The organism is Clostridium gelidum (assembly GCF_019977655.1).
Lineage (GTDB): Bacteria > Bacillota > Clostridia > Clostridiales > Clostridiaceae > Clostridium > Clostridium gelidum.
Genome location: NZ_AP024849.1, coordinates 2,362,619 through 2,384,315, shown reverse-complemented (window position 1 = coordinate 2,384,315; position 21,697 = coordinate 2,362,619). Strand labels below are relative to the sequence as shown.

Here is a 21,697-nt window from a genome sequence, read left to right as displayed (position 1 = left end):
CTACTTAAACCTTCTTTTAATGAAATATTAGGTATATAAAGACCATCCTTTATTAATTCATCTATCTTAAGTATATAAGTTACATCTCTGAATGGAAAATAGGATCTTACTTTTTAATTTACGGCATTAACCTCGTTCTATCTCTTGGAATTAAGCTTGCCTCTCTGACATTTTCAAATCCTAAAAGTTTGAAAGTTATTCTTTCAAGGCCTATTGCTAAACCTCCATGTGGTGGCATTCCATACTTAAAGTTTGAAGTATAACTTTCGTAATTTTCAGGATTTAATCCTTTGTATCTCATATTTTCTATTAGCATACTATATTCATGGATTCTTTGTCCACCAGTTGTAATCTCAATCCCTCTAAATAATAAGTCAAAACTATGAGTTTCCTCATTTCCACAAGGCATTGTATACATTGGTCTCTTTTTCCTTGGATAATGAGTTAAGAATATAAAGTCACAGCCTAATTTTTCTTTTGCATATTTATAAATTAATTTTTCACCTTCTGGATCCATATCTCCATCTAATCCTGTTTTGTTATATTCTTTTTTCAATATTTCTATAGCTTCACTAAATTTTATCCTTGGAATTTTGTTTTTAATACTTGGAACTTCTGCTTTTAAAATGTCTAAATAATTTTCACCTTCTTCTGTAACTTTTTTTAATATATATTTTAATAATTTTTCTTCTAAACTCATTATTTCCTCTACACCTTCAATAAATCCTATTTCTAAATCCATACTAATATACTCATTTAAATGTCTATTAGTATTATGTTCTTCTGCTCTATACACATGCCCAACTTCATAAACTCTTTCAAAACCTGCTCCAACCATCATTTGCTTATAAAATTGAGGACTTTGTGCTAAATATGCTTGCTTTTCAAAGTATTGAACTTTAAAAACTTCTGTTCCTCCTTCTGCACCACCTTCTACAAGCTTAGGAGTAGATATTTCAGTAAAATTCTCTTGGTTTAAAAATTCTCTAAAACCTTCAACTATAATATTTTGTATTTTAAATATTGAATTTACTTTTTCATGCCTTAAACTTAACATTCTATTATTGAGCATAGTATCTAAATTAACTTCTAAATTTTCCTTATTTATTTCAATAGGTAATTCTTCTAGAGAACTGTTAATAATATTAATTTTTTCAACTGATACTTCAAATGGATTTAAGTTATTTTTACTCTCTAGAACAGTTCCAATAATGTATACTACTGATTCTAATTTGATTTCACCAGCATTTATTTCTTCATTATTTACAACACATTGCACTAAGCCGGTTCTATCTCTTAATATGATAAAGGTTATAGATTTTAATTTTCTTATACGATGTACCCATCCTTTAATTTGTGCTTTTTCATTTATATGATTACTTAATTCATTTACCATTATTCTTTTCATTTTAAATTCTCCTTCAGACATATTTTTTAATACAACAAAACCCCTTGAGTTAGCTAAACTCAAGGGGCAAAAATCTTTTCGCGGTACCACCCTTTTTTACTTATTATATTATCTTATCAAATTTGCAGATATGAACCCCTAAAATAAAATGGGTTCATTTTATTTTAATACAAAAAAGCTTCCACTTCATTATATAGAAGTGAAAGCTATAATTTCACGGTGCCATTCTACTTTGACAAAATTTAATAAACTAAGTCATCTTTAACCTTTTAACGGAGGGGTCCGGCTTATCCTACTAAATCATTTCAGATAAGCTTCTCTGGGATGTCTTCAATACAAACTTTCTCATAGAGCTTCCACCACCCTCTACTCGCTTAAGATACTAATATAATATCTACTCTTCCCTTCAAAGAATTTCAGTTTTTACTTTTTCTATATATTACTCTTTATAAAAATAATTGTCAATAAGAATATTTTTTTGCAATACATTAAGCATACTGAAAATAGAACGAAAATTAAGTAATAAAATAATAATGAAAAGGAGTGATTGTTTATGGTTATGAATATTACTGCCGATAAAGGAATTAATACTATAAATTATAAGACTGCAAATGATACCCAAAAGGTAGACAACAAGAATAATATAAATGCTGCTACAGAAAAAAGTCCAGAAATAACGCAAGCTTTAGGAACTGATACATTTGTTAAATCCACAGAAGAAGATACAACAGCTTTAACCTACAAACCAGAAAAAAATAAACTTACTACAGAAGAAGTTAAAGGGTTAAAGGAAGAACAAGAAAATATAAAAGTAAATCTTATAAAAAAGTTCATAAGTGATACAATAAATAATCAAAATAAGTTGCTTGGAAAATCAGCTGAAAATGGAAATAATGAAATTTCACAAGAATCTAATGATTTACTTACTAAAATATTTGGTTCTTTAGAAAAGGCTTATCCAAAAATCGAAACAACTCCTGAGGGTGCACAAAAAGCAATTGAAGATGGTGGAGCTTACTCTGTAAATGCAGTAGCTGATCGTATTATGACTATGGCAACAGCTATAGCTGGAGATGATCCCAATAAGTTACAACAAATGAGAGATGCTGTAGAAAAAGGTTTTGCAGGAGCTGGCTTAACTTTTAAAAATGCAACAGACAGTGATTTACCACAAATCTGCAAAGATACAATGACTGAAGTTATGAATAGATTTGATAAATTGCAAAATAAAACTACTACAAATGGCGTAATTACTAATTAATAAAATTTTTATTCTAACTGTCTTGAAATGATATATAATATTTTAAGGCAGTTTTATTAATATCAACATAAAAAGTATCCCTATATCTAAAGGAGGTTATTATGAAATTAAATTCAATACACCACATTGCTATTATCGTTTCAAATTATGAAATCTCTAAAAATTTTTATGTGAATATATTAGGATTTGAAATTATACGTGAAAACTACAGAAAAGAAAGAAATTCTTATAAATTAGATTTGAAAATAGGCGATAGTGAAATCGAGCTTTTTTCTATGAATGAATGTCCTAAAAGACTTAGTAGACCTGAAGCATGTGGCTTAAGACATCTTGCTTTTCGCGTAAATAATATTGAAGATGTTATAGCTGAATTAAATTCAAAAGGAATTAAAGCAGAACCAATTAGAATAGATGAATACACAAACAAAAAATTCACTTTCTTCAAAGATCCAGATGGTTTACCTTTAGAATTGCACGAATAATGTAAATTATACATTTAATGGTCTCATATGGACTACACTTTGCTTGCTAATCACCTTTGGTAATCTATTACCTATTCTTACAGCTATTATTTTTCATACATTTAAGACCTCTATATTTCTATAGAGGTCTTAAATGTATATTGAAATTTTATCTAGTGTCTAATTTTCGATAGAAAAGCAAGATGAAGATTTAATAACACCTTCTACCCTTTTACTATGTAGTCTATAAATCTTTTGCCATATTATCTAACTGATTTGTTATAGCTGATAACTCTTGAATACTCGCAGAAATTTCTTGTGTTGCAGCCGCTTGCTCTTCACTTGCTGTTAAAGATTCACGACTTTCCTTATTAACTTCATCTATTTTATACTTTATCTCATCAGTTAATACTTTTATCTGAGGTACCGTCTCTTTTGACTGATAGGCTAACTTTCTAATTTCATTAGCTACAACTGAAAAGCCTTTTCCCATTTCTCCTGCACGTGATGCTTCTATTGCAGCATTAAGTCCAAGCATATTTGATTGATTTGCTACTGAAGAAATAAATTCAGTAATACTATTTATTTTTTCTAAAGTTTCACCAACAGAATTTACATGGTCATATAAATTCCGCTCACTTTCATGTATTTTCATTGCACTTGCTGCTAACTGTTCAACTGTAGCAGATATTCCTTCTAAACTAGTTGATAAAGTTCCAGTTATAGCCTTCAATTTATTAGAAGCGCTCTTAGGCACAACAACACCAAGAGTTGCCACTATATTCTTACCCGTATCTTCATCATACAAAGGATAATTAGCTATGTAAACAGGAACACCATAACGTTCTTCTCCTATTTCCATTGATTGTGCTTGTCCAGAATGTATAGTCTTATAGGCCATATCTGTTTCCTTTAACTCATATCCTTCATACATATTTGGCAAAGCAAACTTTTGAGAAGATTGTATGTATGCTATTTTATTTAAATCAGACATATATAAGAATGCTCCTTCTGGAAATAATTCTGCCACTATAGGTGCAAAATTCGGAAAACTTTCAGCTACTGGATGAAGTCTTGGTAATACTATTGAAAATGCTCCGACTGGTATATTAGAATCATCAACAAGTGGTACTGCAACAGTAATCAATCTTTTCCCATATTTTTCTCTTGGCACTTCTTCAGTTAGAACTTTGCATTCCTTCATTGCTTTTACTGCAATAGCACTTTCTGCCACATTAGCCCCTTCCTTAAATATATCCATATCAAATTTTCTTGAAGCTACTTTCCATTTAATTGTGCGATTTTCAATAAATAAAAACATTATACCACCTGAAATTAGCTCAACTTCTAATTGAGCAACTGCTTTTAAAATATCTACGTGTTTTATGTTAAACATTTTACATCTCCCCTTTTATACCAAATTTGGACATAAATTAACTATTCGGAAAATTTTATTTTTTATGTTTATCTAATTATAACAAAAAACACTTAACATTTACTAAATATTTTTAATTTTTTAATTCTTACTATTATTTACAAATTAATCTTATCTTCCTTCTAAAGCACATAAGGCACTAGAAAGAGGGATGATTATAATATAAAATCATCCCTCTTTCTTGTTGCAATATTGAAAATCAAAAATTACATTGCTCTACCAGGCATTACTGCATCTACTATCCCAATAACTAAAGCTGCTAATATAGCACCCCATATAGATACACTCATATTAGGAACTAAAAATTGTGCTAAATACAATATTACTGCAGCAATAACAAATCCTTTTATCCCCTTTCCAAATGGTGATGCATCGACCCCCATAAATGATTCTACTAAATAATCTATTACACTTATTACAATTGCAGCTAATAAATATGACCATAATCCATTAATACTAAACCCTGGTGTAAAAAATGATGTTATTCCTAAAATTACAGCTGTCAATACTAACCTTCCTACCCAACCAAAAATACTTTTGCTGGTATCATTTTCTCGTGTCGAATGTTCTTTGTCATGTACCATTTATAATTACCTCCTTACAAATATAAATTAATATGAGTGTAATTACATTTTGCCCAATATATAAAAAAATATTATAAATTTTTATAATTTCATATAACTAACATTTTATTTAATCATCTTAGAAATAAAAGAGAACCTAGCACGCCCATTATAATCTATTATTTTTTTGAATACGTCCTATTTACTACTAAGTAAAGTTATACTAACTATTTCTCTTTTATTAAACAATCTTATTCCTGGTCTGCTATGTCCAAGTCCTCTATTTACTAGAAGTTTTTTATTATTTATTTCATAAATTCCACTGCTGTATTTAGGAAACAATTTTCTTTCTGGCGAAAGTATTGCTCCAATAAAAGGCAATCTTATCATTCCTCCATGTACATGACCAGATAAAGTTAAATCTACGTTCTGCTTTGAATATTCCTCAAAATATAATGGATTATGTGCCAATAAAATGTTATATTCTTTTTTATTGCATTTATTTAATGCTCCACTAATTACTTCTTCTACATTAGAAGGTTTATTTATTGTTTTATAATATAAAAGAGGAATATCAATGCCATAAATATTTATGTAATCTTTTTCTCTCATTATAGTTATTTTTTCGTCCCTCAATATCTTAATACCAAATTCCTTAAGTTTTTGTATAATAAAACTTAAATCATCTTTTCTTAATCTTATTTCATGATTTCCTAAAATATAATATATTTCATACTTTTCACTCAAGGTTTCTGCTAAATTAAAAAATTTTTCAAAATTTTCATCATACTTATTAACCATATCTCCAGTCATAACAATAATATTCGGATGTTCATCATTAATTTTTTTAAGTACTTTAGCATTATCTTTCTCAAAACCATAACTATGAAAATCTGATAACTGAACTATTTTAAAATTGTTAAATTCTTTTGGAATTTTATCACTTTTAATTCTATAGTTAGATATCTTTATTAAAGTATTCTCAAAATATATTAATGTAGACATTAAAGTCAAACTTGATATAGCTATTAGATTTTTAATCATTTTTCCATTACTCTCCTCTCTAGCTATTTTTAATTATTTCTTAATTATAACAGGTAAAATATTAATAAAAAAGTTATCCAAATAAATTATTTATTTGGATAACTTTTTATTATATATTCATGTAGAATATAGTTACTTATGTCGAACTAGTACCCTATCTCCATGATTTCCAATCCAATACTCTACTCCAGGATATTTTGCTTCAAGATAATCTTTAAATAATAATGGGTCCTCACTATTTAAAGAAAACATTTCATAATGTCCTGGTACAACAAGTCCTGGTTTTAAATGCCCTGCTAAGTCTACGGCTTCCTGATAAGTCATGTTTCCTATGCAATTTCTATTATATCGTGCTGCATCCCTTCCATTTATAGGAATGAACATAATATCTAAACTCCCCCATTTTTTTAATTTAGAATACATGCCTTCATATAAACAGGTATCACCAGAATGGTATAAAACACATCCATTTCCTTCAATAATATATCCAAGATAAGGATATATTCCTGTTTTTAAATCCTGGTCCAAAAATTCATGAGCAGATGCAATACCACTTATCTTTAGATTTGCTTCTGAAATTGACATACCATCATCTAAACCAATAAACCTATCCTCTGGTATATTTAATTCCCTTGAAAGAGATTTTATTAACAACTTTGAAACAACAAATTTTGCATTTGGTGAACTTATAGAAAGTTGGTGCCATACTCCTCTATCTATATGATCCTCATGATCATGAGTTCCTAAAATAATATCTGCATTTACCACTTCCTGTGGTTTTAATAATGGCTGAACATTTCTGTCAACATTTTCCGATAGAAAAGCATCTAAATAAACAACTGTTTTACCAATCTTAATAACATAACCTAACTGACCAAGCCACCAGAATGCTATTTTACCATCTTCTAAAACACAATCATCAATATCTTTAATAAGATCCAATCCCTTTTTCAAGTTCTACCACCTCTAACTTTCTCATAAGTTTTATTATTGAAAATAAATCTATTTTAAATTATCCACTTTTTCTACTGCCTAACGAATAAAGTTCGTAAAAACTTTATCTTCTTTTTCTGGTTCTTGAACTTTTCCCTTGCCAAATTCAACTAGCTTCATAAGCCATGCCATATTTTTGCCTAAAACTCTCATTATTTGTTTCCCTTCAGCATCACCTTCAACTTCACCTTGCGCTGCTCCATGTATTACATTCCAATAGTTTGAAGTTGGCATAAGCATTTCTGCATAATTAATATAATTATTTAACATATCAAAAGTAGGAACACCTCCTGAACGTCTAACAGCAACTACAGAAGCTCCTATCTTATGTCTTAGCATTGATTTGTTTACGCTTGTAACGTAACTTGCCCTATCTAAAAATGCCTTCATTGTTGCTCCTACAGAAGCATAATGAACTGGAGAACCAAATATTATTCCGTCTGCTCCCTTCATTTTTTGAATCCAATCATTAACTTCATCATTAATTACACATTTTTCATCTTGATTTCTTACACATCCATTGCAGGCAAGGCACCCTCTTATAACCTTATTTCCTACATGAATAATTTCAACTTCTATGCCTTCCTTTTCTAATTCTTCTGCAACCATTTTTATTCCATGGTATGTATTCCCTTCTTTTTTAGGACTACCATTAAATGCAACAACCTTCATATATATTACCTCACTTTTATTTATATTTTTATTATCCTACTATAACCTAAAATAAATTTTCTTAATTCGTTAAAGTGGAAATTGTTATTAGTATATACTGTGCTAATTTTTCACACAAGTACTTACTTTTATGTAAGGTTACTTACCTGTAGGTAAGTAATACTGGTTCAACTGGCGCTAGCTCTTAGGCGCCCATTGAAATTATGAGTTTCTCATTGCGAGGACAATGTGCCTCGTAGCATATAAGTTCTTCTAATCTATTTAATCTTCTTTAACAATTGAAAAATTTCTTTCAGACCATTCTTCAATTATTTTTAAAGCAGGTACAAGTTCCTCTCCTTTTTTAGTTAATGAATATTCAACTTTAGGAGGCATTTCTGCGTATATTTTTTTACTTATAAGCTCATCCTCTTCAAGTTGTTTTAAAGATTGATTTAATACTTTTTGACTTACACCACACGTAATTCTCTGTAATTCTAAAAATCTTTTTGGACCTTCCCATAAGTGACACAATATTACTGCTTTCCATTTACCTCTTATTACTTCAAATCCTAAATCTAAATAACATATATACGATTTATCATTATGCTTTATCAAAATAAAATCCCTCCAACTCTATAGAACAATTATACCAATTATTATAGGCATTTCATTAAATTTAAAATTATTTATTATCCATTGTCATAAGTTACATTTTAATAGTATTTATATTCACACATATCAAAAATCTCCGTGTTTTAATAATCTATGAATATTTTATAAATTAATACTCTTATTGCAACACTTCATTTTCAAGTTTAAAAGTTAAGTTAGTTATTGCATTTGAAACACTCTCAATTAGACTTATTTGATCTTTATTTATAATCTCCAGTTTTTTTATCATTCCATTTCCTAATATATTTATTCCGCCTATAACTTCATCAAGAAGCTCTTTAGACTTAGTTTCTTCTACATATATAAAATCTTCCCAAAATAATAATGGTAAAATTAAGACTTCTAACGCAGCATAACTTGTATTAAAAATTTCTTTATACTTATAATAATTTTCGAAGCAGAACATTATTATAAGTTCACCTGCAACTTTTAGAATATTATCTTTATTTTCTCCTTTACATAAAATTAATTCTATTGCACTTATCATTCCATTAATAATTAGATTTTGCATGTACTCTGGTAAATCTGATATAAGAGATGTTGAGAAATAATTGATTATTTTTGAAAAGGTTGCTTGTTTTGTCTTCTGTCTTAAATCTCCATTTTTATCTAAAAGTATATTACACTTGTGATAATCTAAAGGATTAATTTGAAAGTCTGTTTGTATATAATGACATTCTCCTTCAATTGAGTTAAATAAACAATTAACATAATCATATTTTGAGTTTATGCATATAATTTTGGATTTATTTTTATAGATTTCCTCTTTGTACTTATTAATAAATTCATTGGAAAAACCTTGTCCATTAACTGATATGCACTTAATTACTTTAGAAGATAAAACTGCTACATATTGAGCTTTATTCCCACCCTTTGAATGCCCAGTTACAGTAATATTATCAAGTTCAAGACTATTTATATAATTTAATGCGTTTTTTTGCTCCAACGTATCATATTCATAAGCTCCTTTACCATTATCATCCCATTCTTCTATTGTAGCTGTCCCTCTAAAGACTACTGTTGCATTATTTTCGCCATCTACGAAACATGCAACTCTCATACCACTTTTATAATTGTATACATTTTTAATTTTAAGTTCTTTTAAATTGCGTTTATTTTTAATTTGCTCTAATATATTTACCCATTCACTTTTAGGCAATTTTATTATACAATTTCCCTTTACCATATTATCAAGTTCTTCATTATATAATATGCTATCTATAATATTTATAAGTTCTTCATCTTTTTCAGCATCCCATTGTAAGTATATTAAATTATCTAAAAGTATTAACTCCTCATAAGTTAGCTTACACATTAGACCTCCATTAGATACTATCTATATTACTAGGTTATTCAACTTTATTACAAAGGTGCACTATGTTAACAAATCCCATACATTGAAATTTTGATTCATTAGATAATAATTACAATATAATATTACAATTCATTCTCAATTGACATCTTGTTCTAATTAAGTAAAACCCTTGACTTACTATTATATTTAGGTATATTATAATAGTAATTTGTATGATTTATAGGCGCTAAACTAAATTCAGTTGAATTATCACACTCCAACTGAAAGTCCCACTATATATTATCAAGTGATAAAAAATTAGTTAAATTATGGAGGTCCTTTATATGAATGCTAAAGTTAAGGTAGCTAGATTGTCGCTACTTTCAAACACAAGCTTAATAATTATGAAATTGATTGTTGGACTTTTTACTGGGTCAGTAAGTATAATATCGGAAGCTATACATTCTACTATGGATTTACTTGCAGCTATTATAGCGTTTTTTTGTGTAAGAATATCAGATAAACCCGCTGACGATACTCACCCTTATGGACATGGTAAGGTAGAAAATATTTCAGGTGTCATAGAAGCTCTACTTATCTTTATAGCGTCTGTTTTAATAATAATTGAAGCTGTCAAAAAAATTATTAATCCTTCTGAAATAGAATCTGTTGGAGTTGGATTTATAGTTATGTTCATTTCTGCTGCTGTAAACTTTGTAGTATCAAAAAAAATATATAAAGTAGCTAAACAAGAAGATTCAATAGCATTAGAAGCTGATGCACTTCACTTAAAAGCTGATGTTTATACGTCACTCGGTGTAGGTAGTGGTTTACTTCTTATTTGGGTTACTGGTTTAAATTATTTAGATCCAATAGTTGCAATTTTAGTTGCTATATTTATACTAAAGGAAGCTCTTGAATTATTAAAAGCTGCCTTTAATCCTCTTTTAGATGTTAAATTATCGGATGGAGAGATTGAAATTATTAAAGATACTATAAATAAATATGCTTCTGTATTTTGTAATTATCATGATCTTAAAACAAGAAAATCTGGACGAATAAAATATATAGACCTACATTTAGTATTTCCTGAAAATAAGTCAATTAAAGAAGCTCATGATATATGTGACAAAATTGAAGCAAATATAGAAGAAGCTCTAAAATACGCTGAAGTTATGATACATTTAGAATCTTCAGAAAAAGAATGTAACTGCCTCCAATGTAAAAGCCAGTGCACGTTAAAAATAGATACCATAAATTAAGGCTATATTAAAAATTCTATAATATGCATAGTCAAAAGTTATTACCATTAATATAGTAATAACTTTTTTTGCATTAAAAAATAAACCTGTAGATGCTTCATTGTGTGAATATCTGCAGATTTCTTAATTTTTCAGAAATATATATTGTAATTAGTTTTCTACACTTTCAGTATTAATTATCAAAAAAATAATGTAGTGATTTCATTCTAAATTGGTCACAGACTACCCATAAAGGGCATCAATTGTACATTGTTAATTGCAATATATATAAATATGAGACTTTCATCAAATTATATACATAATTTGATTATAGTTATAATTAATGCTGAAAGACCTGCTGTTATTGGTATAGTTAAAACCCAAGCCCAAACTATATCTTTAGCTATGCCCCATTTTACTGATTTAAGTCTTTTAGATGCTCCAACACCCATTATAGTTGTTGTAATTATATGGGTTGTACTAACTGGAGCATGAAATAATGTTGCCAGTAATATTACTAGTGATCCACCGGTTTGAGCTGCGAATCCGTTTACTGGTGTTAATTTAGCCATCCCACTTCCCATAGTTTTAATAATCTTTTTCCCACCTATAGAGGTTCCGAGTGCCATAGCTGAAGCACAAACTACTATAACCCAGGTAGGAACCTCAAAATTTTCAATAACCTTACCACTAAGTAAAGCCATTGTTATTATTCCCATTGATTTTTGAGCATCATTTCCGCCATGATTAAAAGCCATAAATGCGCCTGCAATTACCTGAAGTTTCAAAAATATTTTATTTACTACATGATACTTAAATGGTTTTAAAATCAAGTTTAATAGTTGCATTAGTATATAGCCTACTATAAATCCTATAACTGGAGAAATAAATAGCCACAATATTACACTATGAAAAAGATTATACCAATTAACAACGTCAAATGTGCATTTATAAGCTATTCCACCACCTACTAACGCTCCAATCAATGCATGGGATGAACTACTTGGAATACCAAAATACCAAGTAATTAGGTTCCATACTATTGATGAAATTAAAACCCCTAAAATCACCCATTGAGGTATAGATTCTGATGCATAATTTACAATATCTGCACCTACCGTTTTAGCAACTGCTGTTCCTGTAAATGCGCCCAAAAAATTAAATATTGCGCACACTATTATAGCAGTTGTTGGCGTAAGTGCTCTTGTAGTAATCGAAGTAGCAACTGCTGTAGCTGTATCATGGAATCCATTTATAAAATCAAATATTATTACTAAAAAAACTATTAATATTGTTATGGTCATTGTACTATGCATTCTTAATGACAACTCCCTCTACAGTGTTTGCAATTTTTTCACACTTATCAATAGTATTTTCTAAAGTTTGGTATATCTCTTTCCATTTTATAATTTCTATAGGATTCGTTTCATTTTTGAATAATTCTGATACTGTTTTTCTAAATAAACAATCTGCTTCACTTTCAATTTTATTTATTTCTGTAATTTTCTCTTTTATATGCTTTGATTTATTACCTACTGAATTAAGTTCATCCATTAATTCCACGATACAGGTAGTGCATTGTACTATCATGTCACCTAAAAGCTTACATGCCTCCGTGCTTTCATTAATATCAAACATAACAAATCTATGCATTGTTGAATTTGTTAAATCTAATACATCGTCCATTTTCTTAATTAATGAATAGATATCCTCCCTGTCTATTGGAGTTATAAATGCTTCACTTAATTCTTTAGTTATAATATTTACTAATTTGTCTCCTTTATGTTCCAACTCTTCGATTTTACTAACATTAAGTTCTTTCTCTGATAAAGAGTCTAAACTTACTCTTAAAATCATCGCCCCTTCATTTACATTTTGTGCTGCTTCTAAAAATAACTTATAAAATTTATCCTCTTTTGGCTTTAAGTAAAACATCAATCACATCTCCCTATAAAATATAAACACTCGACATATTTATTAAATATTATAGCCCTGTTAAAGTATATTCTATTTTAACCAAATATTAAACCATTTTTAATAAACTTAACCTAATTTTAATATAAAAAAACCTGCAGATTCATCATATATGAAAATCTACAGATTATTTACTTAATTTATATACTATTTACTGTGTAGACTATATAGTTCCGAAAAACAATAGTCTTTTAATAAGTTATACAAATAGCTTCATTATATATATAATTAAAGCTGAAAGGCATGCTGTTATTGGTATAGTTATAACCCAAGCCCAAACTATATTTTTAGCTACTCCCCATTTTACTGATTTAAATCTTTTAGATGCTCCAACACCCATTACAGTTGTTGATACTATGTGAGTTGTACTAACTGGAGCATGGAATAGTGTTGCAATAAATATTACTGCTGCACCACCAGTTTGAGCTGCAAATCCATTTACTGGTGTTAATTTCGCCATCCCGCTTCCCATAGTTTTGATAATTTTTTTTCCTCCTGATGCTGTTCCAAGTGCCATAGCTAAAGCACAGCATGCAATAACCCATGTAGGAACTTCAAAGGTAGTAATAAGTCCACCACTTAATAAAGCCATGGTTATTAGTCCCATAGATTTTTGAGCATCATTACTACCATGATTTAAAGCCATAAGTGCACCCGCAACAATTTGTAATTTTAAGAATATTTTATTTACTATCCTAAGCTTAAATGGCTTTAAAATCCAATTTAATAGTATCATCAATATATATCCTACTGTAAATCCTATAACTGGTGCAATAAATATCCATATTATTACCTCATGAAAAAGATTATTCCAGTTTACTACACTAAAACTATTATTATAAGCTATTCCTCCACCTATTAATGCTCCTATTAATGCATGAGAAGAACTGCTTGGAATACCAAAATACCATGTGATTATATTCCAGATTATTGCTGAAATTAAAACACCTAGTATAACCCATTGTTGTATATTGTTATGACTAACAATGCTTTCACCTACGGTTTTAGCAACTGCTGTTCCAGAAAATGCACCTATAAAGTTAAATATCGAACATATTATAATTGCAGTTGTTGGTTTAAGTGCTCTAGTAGTAATAGTAGTAGCAACTGCTGTCGCTGTATCATGAAATCCATTAATAAAATCAAATAATAATACTACAATTACTATTATTATTGTTATGGTCATAGTACTAAGCATTCTTAATGACAACTCCCTCTACAGTATTTGCAATTTTTTCACAATTATCAATAGTATTTTCTAAAATTTGATATATTTCTTTCCATTTTATAATTTCTATAGCATTAGTTTCATTTTTGAATAAATTTGATACTGTTTTTCTAAATAAACTATCTGCTTCACTTTCGATATCATGTATAATTATAATTTTCTCTTCTATGTATTTTGCTTTGTTACCTACTGAATTAAGTCCAATCATTAAGTCTAAAATATGTTCAGTGCACTTTACTATCATATCGGCTAAAAGCTTAGCTTCATGTGTACTTTCATTAATATCATACATCAAAAATCTATGCATAGTTGAATTAATTAAATCTAATACATCATCAAGTTTCTTAATTATTGAATAGATATCTTCCCTATCTATTGGTGTTATAAATGCTTCATTTAATTCTTTAACTACAATAGTTACTAATTTGTCGCCCTCATGTTCTAATTCTTCAATTTTATCTACATTACTTTCCTTATCTGATAAGGTATCCAAACTTCCTCTTAAAATCCTTGCCCCTTCATTCACATTTTTTGCTGCTTCTAAAAACAATTTATAGAATTTGTCTTCTTTTGGCTTTAAGTTAAACATCTTATCACTTCTCCCTATAAAATATAAATCTTCGACATTTTATTAAATTTTCAATCCTGTACAAGTATATTATATTTCTAACTAATTTTAAACTGTTTTTAACAAAACTTAACCTAAATTTAATATTGCCCGCCTTTAACTTAACAATATATTCCTTATTAATTTGAAATTTTAGCCTTGGATATTTTATTATATCCAAACTTAAACATTCCATCCATCAGATAACAACTAACTATAAAAAATAAGTTTAGAATTTATATTAGAAATATACAATTATCACTAAAAAGCACGCAAATTTTATTTTGCGTGCTTTGAATATGTTACATTCTTTTAATCATTGTTTTTCTTAATTCTTGGAAAATATGTGGTATGAAGTAATTCATGAGCTTTATGACTTAATGGATGATCTAAATACTTTTCATAAATAGCAAGAACCTCTGGATTTTCATTTGATCTCCTAAGTGTCTTAGATCTATCTATATTATTTAAACCTTCCGCTCTTTTTTGAAGTACTGCTTGTTTATTTCCCTTTATTTTGGGCTGTCCACCACCGCCGATGCATCCACCTACACAAGCCATGATTTCTATAGCGTGGAAGAATTCTTCACCAGATCTTACTTTATCCAACATCTTTGCAGCTTCTCTAAGTCCATGTGCAACTCCTATTCTTAGTTTTACGTCTCCAGCTTCAACTTCACAAACTCTAAAGCCATCCCATCCTCTAAGGGCTTCAAATTCTATATTCTCAATTCTATTTCCAGTCATTTTCTCAAGGGCAGTCCTTGTAGCAGCTTCTATAACTCCACCTGTTCTACCGAAAATAATTCCAGCACCAGTATATTCGCCCATGACTGAATCTATTTCTTCATCTTCAAGTTCTTTTAAATCTATTCCTGAATTTTGAAATATCTTTATAAGCTCTCTTGTTGTAATTACGTAATTAACGTCAGAATCCAAACCTACAGAAAATTCTGGTCTTGATGCTTCATATTTTTTTGCTATACACGGCATGATTGCTACTGAAGATACTTCTTCCCTTGATAATCCTTTTTCTTTTGCCCATATTTCTTTTGCAACTATACCAAACATCTCCATTGGAGATTTTGCAGAAGAAGGAACATCTAACATATCCGCATAATTTTGTTCTATAAATTTAATCCATGAAGGACAGCACGAAGTAAGAATTGGAAGTTTAACACTTTCATCTCCAGCTAAATGCTTTTCTAATCTTTCTTGAAGCTCAGCGGCCTCTTCCATTATAGTCAAATCAGCTCCCCAAGTAGTATCAAACACATAATCTACTCCTAATTTTCTAAGACCAGCTGCTAATTTCTTTTCAACATTTTCTCCTGGTTCAAATCCAAACGCCTCACCTATTGCAACTCTGACAGCTGGTGCCATTTGAGTAATTACTATCTTATCAGGTGTTGCTAAGTTCCTAAGGAATAAAAGAGTATTATCTCCTGTAAATATTGCATCAACAGGACATGCAGATACACATGCTCCACAATGAGTACATCTATTATAATCTATATTATGTTGTTTTTTCGCTTCCCCCTCAATACAATCAACAGGGCATGCTCTTTTGCATGCTCCACATCCAATGCACTTTTTAGTAATTGTTAATTTAATTAGATGGCTACACTGAGATGTTGGGCATTTCTTCTCTTCAATATGCTCTTCAATTTCGTCATAAAACTTATCAATTATTTCTTCCATAATATTATGCTTTTGATGCATTTTACATTTTACTGCCACCGCAAGATTTCTTAAAAGGTAAATTTCACGCATGTTAGATACACCTTTGCTTATTCTATTTAAAATATTAAACATTTCAGTTATGTCATCTTTAACTATTTCGTAGTTTTTATAAGATCCATCTTTAATTTTTGCAAGTAAATATCTAATATAAAACTTTTCAAACTGAATTATACAATCTTCCGCAGATAAAATAATAATTGTTCTTGCAATATTTTCATAAAATAATCCAAAATCAAATTCTTTATTTAAGCTATCTTCTGTTAAAAAGCCTCCAAAAGGAAGTCCAATTTGTGCTGCTTTGAAGTTGCTCTTATTTATAAGTCCTCCACAAAGCTCTATTATATCATTAAGAGTAGCCCCTTCAGGTACTTCTATTATTCCTGGCTTATTAACTTTCCCACAAATAGCTATACTTCTTTTATTATTTGTTAATTCTTTTAATTCTGTTTCACTAAAAACAGAAAATACAGAACCTAATGCACTTTGTATTAAAGCTGTCTTTTTATCTATCATACTATCCACTCCTTAAATCTTAGAACTCTTCTAATATTATATCTTGCTTAAATATTAAAATTTGTACTTAAAATATACAATTTTCTATTATTTTATAATAATAAAACTATATTTATTATACTTATTACTATACTTTTAGTAAAGTTATATTTTTCTCTTCAGCATCTGTTATGCTAAATATTATATAAATGATAATAAATTGCATAATTATAAAAACCACTCAAGGCATTTCCTTAGAGTGATTTAAATATATTTATAATGGAATTTTTAATAATTCCTTTTACTATTTGGAATCATGTTGCTTTATAGTAACCATTTTATATTACATTTTTCATATATTCTACAATTAATTCATCTAACTCTTGGCTTATCTTTAATGTTTGTTCATACTCTGCTTTATCATCTAATGATATACACATTTCATTTAAAACATTCCTTAATTCCTGAATTCTATAATTTAATATTGATAACTTTTCTTCCTTATTTGTTTTTTTATCTAGTGTTTTTTGTTTCTCTTCATAAATACTTTTTTCCAATTCTTTTAAAATATTTTTAATATGAACTATTTCATTTTTACTGCAATATATACCAAAACTAACCTTTAGTTTAATAATTTTGTCATCAAATTCAAATGAAATATCTTCTAGTAAATCTCTTATATCCGCTAAAATATTATCCGATTCTTTCCTATCTATATTATTCAAAACAACAATAAATTTATTATTAGAATATCTCCCAATCCAATATGAATTTTGTAGGACTAACTGATTAACAAGCTCAGACAAATCTTTTAAAATTTCCACTCCTATTTTATATCCATATTCTTCATTTACATTTTCAAAATCATGTATCTCTATCATTATTACTGATAATAAATATTCATTTATTATACTATTATTTATATCAACAGGTAGTCTTCCTTCAATATAATTTCTATTATAAGCACCTGTTAAATCATCTGTAATGATTTTCTCATTCATATTTTCAATAATAGTTTTAAATTTTTCATCAAAATTATAATTAATACTTGCTATTTTATTATTCTGTGAAGATATATCTTTTATTATTTCAACAACATACATTTCTCCACGTATATTTATTGGGGTTGCAACTATTAACATTATTTTATTCGAAATGTATTCTAATTTAACAAATGTATCTTTTTCAATATCAACTCTCATCGAAATACAATTGTCACATATTTCACCTTTATTTATCATGTCATAGCACTTCTCTTTATGTTTTGTAATCTCATCGTTACTAATATTTATTATATTTTTGTTAATAGGATCAATAATTCTAATAACATCATACATATTGTCTAGCAATGATAATTTTTCCTTTGCTTTTTCATATAACTTATTCATTTTTATGCCTCCCATTACAACTAATATACAAATAATAGTTCTATTATTTTTTACAAACCTTCCGCACATTTAAGTATTTTTATTTATATATTATACAATTTTATACAAAAATGTACAAGCATACTAATGTATAATGATAATTTTATTATTCTACCATGTAATTCAGTATCACATTCGAAAGTTTATTTAATTAATTTAACCTAACGTACTTCTATTATCAAGATGTGCGTTAGGTGTGTTAATTAATATTCTTAGTTTATAAACTTAATTTTTCAACTCTTAAGGGTATTTATGACCAAAATAATTTTTCTGAATTATAGAATCGGCAATCTTAAATGTACCTTTTAAATGATTAAGATCCTTTTAATCTTTTGGAGTACTCATAATTGTGCCATCGTTTAAGATAATATAATTTTTTTCATTTTCTTTGATTTTAATAAATTTGCAAATAACCAATTACTTCTAATAATGTTTTTTAATTTCTGTTTCATTTTTATTCTCCATTAACTTTCTATATTCTAACTCAAACTTAGATTTTAACCAATAAGATTTTTCCTTGGAAATAATATAACCTAAAAAAGAGTTATAAGAAAATCTTATAACTCTTAATATAATCTATCATTTAATAATATTTTAAACATTCATAAATTTATTTTATTATACACTCTATTACACTTAAAGTGTCCCATTGAGGACTAAATTGTATTTTACAATGTTTCACCAAGATAAGCTTTTTTAATTTCTTCATTATTAAGCAATTCCTTACCTGTACCCGTTAATATTATTCTTCCAGTTTCCATAATATAACCTATATCAGCTATTTTTAATGCTGCATTAGCATTTTGTTCTATTAGAAGAACTGTCATACCTTCTTCGTTAATTCTCTTTATAATCCCAAATAATTCTTTTACAATTATAGGCGCAAGCCCTAAAGAAGGTTCATCCATCATTATTAATTTAGGTCTTGACATAAGTGCTCTTCCTATAGCAAGCATCTGTTGCTCTCCACCAGAAAGGGTACCTGATACTTGCCAAGTTCTTTCTTTTAACCTTGGAAAAAGTGAATATACTTTTTCTAAATCTTCTGCTATTCCCTTGCTATCTTTTCGCGTGTAGGCACCTATTTTTAAATTTTCTAGTACTGTAAGGTCTGAGAACACCCGTCTTCCTTCTGGAACTAATGCTATACCTTCTTTAACCATACCCTCAGTCTTAAGTTTTGTTAAATCCGTACCTTCATAATCTATAGTACCACTTTTAGGTTTAACAAGACCTACTATAGATTTTAATGTAGTACTTTTCCCTGCTCCATTAGCTCCAACTAAAGTTACTATTTTTCCACTTGGCACCTCTAAGCTTACACCTTTTAAAGCTTCTATTCCACCATAGGATACTACTAAATTATCTATTTTAATCATCTTCTGATACCCCCAAATATGCATCTATAACCTTTTTATCATTTTGTATTTCAGAAGGCGTACCTTCAGCTATAGTAATTCCATATTCAAAAACTTGTATTCTATCTGATAAACCCATAACCATATTCATATGATGTTCTATCATAAATATAGATAAATTAAACTTTTCTTTAATTTCTCTAACAAAAGCTGTAAGTTCATCTGTTTCTGTAGGATTCATGCCAGCAGCTGGTTCATCCAGAAGAAGAAGCTTTGGACTCGTTGCAAGAGCTCTTGCTATTTCAAGCTTTCTTTGTTTTCCATAAGGCAGTGAAGTAGCCTTTTCATCTTTCAAATCATAAAGTCCAACTTCTTCTAAAAGAGCAATTGATTTTTCAAACATTTCCTTTTCTTCTCTTCTATACTTAGATAACTTTAATGTAGCTTCAATAACATTAGATTTAATATGAACATGGTTTGCAATTAATACATTATCAAGTACGCTTAAGTCTTTAAAAAGTCTTATGTTTTGAAAAGTTCTAGCTATTCCTGTTTTAGTTATTATATCTTGTCTCATTCCAGTAATATCTGTATTATCAAAAATTATTTTTCCATTTGTAGGTGTATAAACATTTGTTATCATATTAAAAGCAGTTGTTTTACCTGCTCCATTAGGTCCAATTAAAGAAACTATTTCACCTTCATTAATTTCAAGATTGAAATCTTTTACTGCAGTAAGACCTCCAAATTGCATTGTTGCATTTTCTACTTTTAGTAGTGCCATTATTTATTCCCTCCTTCGTCTAGAGGTTTTTTATTTGAATATTTAAATATCGATTTCCATGTAAATTCTTTTGTTCCCATAATTCCAGTCCTAAAGAACAATACTATAATCATAAGTAAAATCGAAAAAATAACCATTCTAAGTCCAGGTATACCAGTAAAACTTATAAATCCAAAACTATATACTTTTTCCATATCCAAGAATCTTAAAAGTTCTCCTCCAATTGTTACAATAAAAGCTGCAATTACTGTACCTGTAATACTTCCCATACCTCCAACAACTACTATAAGAAGTATATTAAATGTGAAAACAAATTTAAACATACTAGGATCTATAGTACCCATTAAATTTCCAAGTAGACCCCCACCTATACCAGCAAAGAAAGCCCCTATAACAAATGCTATAGTTTTATGTTTAAATAAATTTATTCCCATACTTTCAGCTGCAATTTCATCTTCGCGTATAGCTTTTAAAGCTCTTCCGTAAGAACTATTTATTAGAGATGCAACAATTATTATAGTTACAATCGCTATCCCGAAACTCCAATATAAATTTGTATAATGTGGAATACCTCTGAGGCCTAAAGCTCCATTTGTTATATTTTGAACATTATTAAGAACTACTCTTATAATTTCTGCGAAACCTAAAGTTGCAATAGCTAGGTAATCACCTTTAAGTCTTAAAGCAGGAGCACCTATTAAAAATGCTATGAATGCTGAAATGAGCCCTGCCACAATTAATGCTGGCAGAAATGGAATTGATAAATGGTTTAATGGAGCTATTAAAGCTTCCATAAAGAAATTTTGAGTTTTTATTTTTTCAGACATAGTAAGAAGTGCTGTTGTATACGCACCTAATGCTATAAAACCAGCATGTCCTAGTGAAAATAATCCAGTAAATCCATTTATCAAATTTAGACTCAGTGCAAAAATTGTATATATTGCACATAAGTTTAAAATTCTAATTTTATAACTGTCCAAGCCATTATTTGCAGCTAATAAGAGTAAAAATACAATCGCAATAAGAGCTATATTTAAAAGTTTATTTCTCTTCTTCAT

General features: G+C 28.7%; 20 protein-coding genes and 1 other annotated feature. Of the genes, 3 read left to right on the top strand and 17 right to left on the bottom strand.

Annotated features, from left to right (window positions below; all coding sequences use genetic code 11):
• Positions 1-118 precede the first annotated feature (118 nt).
• Entirely contained in the window at positions 119-1,408 is a 1,290-nt protein-coding gene (aspS, locus tag psyc5s11_RS10505; RefSeq protein WP_224037530.1) for an aspartate--tRNA(Asn) ligase, read from the bottom strand.
• Positions 1,409-1,600: 192 nt separating this feature from the next.
• Positions 1,601-1,827, bottom strand: a binding site (T-box leader).
• Positions 1,828-1,961: 134 nt separating this feature from the next.
• On the opposite strand from aspS, the gene psyc5s11_RS10500 reads away from it, so the two are divergent.
• Together psyc5s11_RS10500 and gloA2 are read left to right on the top strand one after the other, a co-directional pair.
• Complete coding sequence (locus psyc5s11_RS10500) at positions 1,962-2,669, top strand: hypothetical protein (RefSeq protein WP_224037529.1); 708 nt, start codon at positions 1,962-1,964, stop codon at positions 2,667-2,669.
• Positions 2,670-2,770: 101 nt separating this feature from the next.
• Positions 2,771-3,151, top strand: coding sequence for an SMU1112c/YaeR family gloxylase I-like metalloprotein (gene gloA2 / locus psyc5s11_RS10495; RefSeq protein ID WP_224037528.1), 381 nt, complete (start codon positions 2,771-2,773; stop codon positions 3,149-3,151).
• Positions 3,152-3,374: 223 nt separating this feature from the next.
• Here gloA2 and psyc5s11_RS10490 read toward each other — a convergent pair whose 3' ends face one another.
• The 7 genes from psyc5s11_RS10490 to psyc5s11_RS10460 form a co-directional block, all read right to left on the bottom strand.
• The gene (locus psyc5s11_RS10490) at positions 3,375-4,526 is read right to left on the bottom strand and encodes a methyl-accepting chemotaxis protein (protein ID WP_224037527.1); all 1,152 of its coding nucleotides are present in this window, start codon (positions 4,524-4,526) and stop codon (positions 3,375-3,377) included.
• Between the two features lie 245 nt (positions 4,527-4,771).
• Complete coding sequence (locus psyc5s11_RS10485) at positions 4,772-5,149, bottom strand: phage holin family protein (RefSeq protein ID WP_224037526.1); 378 nt, start codon at positions 5,147-5,149, stop codon at positions 4,772-4,774.
• Positions 5,150-5,326: 177 nt separating this feature from the next.
• Positions 5,327-6,172 carry a metallophosphoesterase gene (locus tag psyc5s11_RS10480; protein WP_224037525.1) on the bottom strand — a complete coding sequence of 282 codons (846 nt, stop codon included), beginning with the start codon at positions 6,170-6,172 and terminating at the stop codon, positions 5,327-5,329.
• A gap of 132 nt (positions 6,173-6,304) precedes the next feature.
• Positions 6,305-7,126 (bottom strand): MBL fold metallo-hydrolase, encoded by an 822-nt coding sequence (locus tag psyc5s11_RS10475; protein WP_224037524.1) that lies wholly within the window; start codon positions 7,124-7,126, stop codon positions 6,305-6,307.
• A 78-nt stretch (positions 7,127-7,204) separates the two neighbouring features.
• Positions 7,205-7,837, bottom strand: a complete 633-nt coding sequence (locus psyc5s11_RS10470; protein WP_224037523.1) for a flavodoxin family protein — start codon at positions 7,835-7,837, stop codon at positions 7,205-7,207.
• Positions 7,838-8,098: 261 nt separating this feature from the next.
• Complete coding sequence (locus psyc5s11_RS10465; protein ID WP_224037522.1) at positions 8,099-8,434, bottom strand: winged helix-turn-helix transcriptional regulator; 336 nt, start codon at positions 8,432-8,434, stop codon at positions 8,099-8,101.
• A 175-nt stretch (positions 8,435-8,609) separates the two neighbouring features.
• Entirely contained in the window at positions 8,610-9,806 is a 1,197-nt protein-coding gene (locus psyc5s11_RS10460; protein WP_224037521.1) for an Mbeg1-like protein, read from the bottom strand.
• Between the two features lie 323 nt (positions 9,807-10,129).
• Here psyc5s11_RS10460 and psyc5s11_RS10455 point away from each other — a divergent pair, with 323 nt between their 5' ends.
• The gene (locus psyc5s11_RS10455) at positions 10,130-11,047 is read left to right on the top strand and encodes a cation diffusion facilitator family transporter (RefSeq protein WP_224037520.1); all 918 of its coding nucleotides are present in this window, start codon (positions 10,130-10,132) and stop codon (positions 11,045-11,047) included.
• A gap of 290 nt (positions 11,048-11,337) precedes the next feature.
• Here psyc5s11_RS10455 and psyc5s11_RS10450 read toward each other — a convergent pair whose 3' ends face one another.
• The 9 genes from psyc5s11_RS10450 to psyc5s11_RS10410 form a co-directional block, all read right to left on the bottom strand.
• The gene (locus psyc5s11_RS10450) at positions 11,338-12,342 is read right to left on the bottom strand and encodes an inorganic phosphate transporter (RefSeq protein WP_224037519.1); all 1,005 of its coding nucleotides are present in this window, start codon (positions 12,340-12,342) and stop codon (positions 11,338-11,340) included.
• Positions 12,335-12,961: a DUF47 domain-containing protein gene (locus tag psyc5s11_RS10445; RefSeq protein ID WP_224037518.1), complete on the bottom strand. Its 627-nt coding sequence runs from the start codon at positions 12,959-12,961 to the stop codon at positions 12,335-12,337. Before psyc5s11_RS10445 ends, psyc5s11_RS10450 begins: the two co-directional genes overlap by 8 nt.
• A gap of 238 nt (positions 12,962-13,199) precedes the next feature.
• On the bottom strand, positions 13,200-14,198 hold the full coding sequence (locus tag psyc5s11_RS10440) for an inorganic phosphate transporter (protein WP_224037517.1): 999 nt from the start codon (positions 14,196-14,198) through the stop codon (positions 13,200-13,202).
• Positions 14,191-14,817, bottom strand: coding sequence for a DUF47 domain-containing protein (locus psyc5s11_RS10435; RefSeq protein WP_224037516.1), 627 nt, complete (start codon positions 14,815-14,817; stop codon positions 14,191-14,193). The genes psyc5s11_RS10440 and psyc5s11_RS10435 overlap by 8 nt, the downstream gene beginning before the upstream one ends.
• Positions 14,818-15,147: 330 nt before the next feature.
• The gene (locus tag psyc5s11_RS10430; RefSeq protein ID WP_224037515.1) at positions 15,148-17,091 is read right to left on the bottom strand and encodes a [FeFe] hydrogenase, group A; all 1,944 of its coding nucleotides are present in this window, start codon (positions 17,089-17,091) and stop codon (positions 15,148-15,150) included.
• A gap of 317 nt (positions 17,092-17,408) precedes the next feature.
• Entirely contained in the window at positions 17,409-18,458 is a 1,050-nt protein-coding gene (locus tag psyc5s11_RS10425; protein WP_224037514.1) for a diguanylate cyclase, read from the bottom strand.
• Between the two features lie 707 nt (positions 18,459-19,165).
• Positions 19,166-19,876, bottom strand: coding sequence for an ABC transporter ATP-binding protein (locus psyc5s11_RS10420; protein WP_224037513.1), 711 nt, complete (start codon positions 19,874-19,876; stop codon positions 19,166-19,168).
• Positions 19,869-20,639: an ABC transporter ATP-binding protein gene (locus psyc5s11_RS10415; RefSeq protein WP_224037512.1), complete on the bottom strand. Its 771-nt coding sequence runs from the start codon at positions 20,637-20,639 to the stop codon at positions 19,869-19,871. The genes psyc5s11_RS10420 and psyc5s11_RS10415 overlap by 8 nt, the downstream gene beginning before the upstream one ends.
• Entirely contained in the window at positions 20,639-21,697 is a 1,059-nt protein-coding gene (locus psyc5s11_RS10410; RefSeq protein ID WP_224037511.1) for a branched-chain amino acid ABC transporter permease, read from the bottom strand. Before psyc5s11_RS10410 ends, psyc5s11_RS10415 begins: the two co-directional genes overlap by 1 nt.